Origin of the sequence: Escherichia sp. Lx600-2, from assembly GCF_036662595.1 — a bacterium.
Classification (GTDB): Bacteria; Pseudomonadota; Gammaproteobacteria; order Enterobacterales; family Enterobacteriaceae; genus Escherichia; species Escherichia coli.
This window is the reverse complement of sequence record NZ_JAYQWM010000233.1, coordinates 1-1,252: the sequence shown is the minus strand read 5'-3', so window position 1 is coordinate 1,252 and position 1,252 is coordinate 1. Positions and strand designations below refer to the sequence as shown.

The window sequence follows — 1,252 nt, the reverse complement described above, 5'->3', positions numbered from 1 at the left end:
ACTTTGTGATTCATGACTGGGGTGAAGTCGTAACAAGGTAACCGTAGGGGAACCTGCGGTTGGATCACCTCCTTACCTTAAAGAAGCGTTCTTTGTAGTGCTCACACAGATTGTCTGATGAAAATGAGCAGTAAAACCTCTACAGGCTTGTAGCTCAGGTGGTTAGAGCGCACCCCTGATAAGGGTGAGGTCGGTGGTTCAAGTCCACTCAGGCCTACCAAATTTGCACGGCAAATTTGAAGAGGTTTTAACTACATGTTATGGGGCTATAGCTCAGCTGGGAGAGCGCCTGCTTTGCACGCAGGAGGTCTGCGGTTCGATCCCGCATAGCTCCACCATCTCTGTAGTGATTAAATAAAAAATACTTCAGAGTGTACCTGCAAAGGTTCACTGCGAAGTTTTGCTCTTTAAAAATCTGGATCAAGCTGAAAATTGAAACACTGAACAACGAGAGTTGTTCGTGAGTCTCTCAAATTTTCGCAACACGATGATGAGTCGCAAGAAACATCTTCGGGTTGTGAGGTTAAGCGACTAAGCGTACACGGTGGATGCCCTGGCAGTCAGAGGCGATGAAGGACGTGCTAATCTGCGATAAGCGTCGGTAAGGTGATATGAACCGTTATAACCGGCGATTTCCGAATGGGGAAACCCAGTGTGTTTCGACACACTATCATTAACTGAATCCATAGGTTAATGAGGCGAACCGGGGGAACTGAAACATCTAAGTACCCCGAGGAAAAGAAATCAACCGAGATTCCCCCAGTAGCGGCGAGCGAACGGGGAGCAGCCCAGAGCCTGAATCAGTGTGTGTGTTAGTGGAAGCGTCTGGAAAGGCGCGCGATACAGGGTGACAGCCCCGTACACAAAAATGCACATATTGTGAGCTCGATGAGTAGGGCGGGACACGTGGTATCCTGTCTGAATATGGGGGGACCATCCTCCAAGGCTAAATACTCCTGACTGACCGATAGTGAACCAGTACCGTGAGGGAAAGGCGAAAAGAACCCCGGCGAGGGGAGTGAAAAAGAACCTGAAACCGTGTACGTACAAGCAGTGGGAGCCTCTTTTATGGGGTGACTGCGTACCTTTTGTATAATGGGTCAGCGACTTATATTCTGTAGCAAGGTTAACCGAATAGGGGAGCCGAAGGGAAACCGAGTCTTAACTGGGCGTTAAGTTGCAGGGTATAGACCCGAAACCCGGTGATCTAGCCATGGGCAGGTTGAAGGTTGGGTAACACTAACTGGAGGAC

The 1,252-nt window shown here is 49.3% G+C and carries 2 tRNA genes and 2 rRNA genes; all 4 read left to right on the top strand.

Features of this window, described 5'->3' with window-relative positions:
• Positions 1-75, top strand: a 16S ribosomal RNA gene (locus OQV04_RS24720); the annotation flags it as partial.
• 68 nt (positions 76-143) lie between these two features.
• Positions 144-220, top strand: a tRNA-Ile gene (locus OQV04_RS24715).
• Between the two features lie 42 nt (positions 221-262).
• Positions 263-338, top strand: a tRNA-Ala gene (locus OQV04_RS24710).
• Positions 339-521: 183 nt separating this feature from the next.
• Positions 522-1,252: ribosomal RNA gene (locus OQV04_RS24705) — 23S ribosomal RNA — on the top strand; the annotation flags it as partial.